At 55.8% G+C, this 556-nt stretch carries 1 rRNA gene; it reads left to right on the plus strand.

The features are described from left to right. A 23S ribosomal RNA gene (locus RM463_RS17465) occupies positions 1-556 on the plus strand; the annotation flags it as partial.

Below are 556 nucleotides of genomic sequence, written 5' to 3' on the forward strand. Positions count from 1 at the left end.
GGAGCCAACCTTGAAATACCAGCCTGGCATCATTGGCGTTCTAACTCAGGTCCGTGATCCGGATCGAGGACCGTGTGTGGTGGGTAGTTTGACTGGGGCGGTCTCCTCCCAAAGCGTAACGGAGGAGCACGAAGGTACCCTCAGTACGGTTGGAAATCGTGCATTGAGTGCAAGAGCATAAGGGTGCTTGACTGCGAGACAGACACGTCGAGCAGGTACGAAAGTAGGTTCTAGTGATCCGGTGGTTCTGTATGGAAGGGCCATCGCTCAACGGATAAAAGGTACTCCGGGGATAACAGGCTGATACCGCCCAAGAGTTCACATCGACGGCGGTGTTTGGCACCTCGATGTCGGCTCATCACATCCTGGGGCTGAAGTCGGTCCCAAGGGTATGGCTGTTCGCCATTTAAAGTGGTACGCGAGCTGGGTTTAGAACGTCGTGAGACAGTTCGGTCCCTATCTGCCGTGGGCGTTGGAGATTTGAGAAGAGCTGCTCCTAGTACGAGAGGACCGGAGTGGACGCACCTCTGGTGTTCCGGTTGTCACGCCAGTGGCA

It is taken from the genome of Halomonas sp. LES1, assembly GCF_031846005.1.
Taxonomy (GTDB): domain Bacteria; phylum Pseudomonadota; class Gammaproteobacteria; order Pseudomonadales; family Halomonadaceae; genus Halomonas.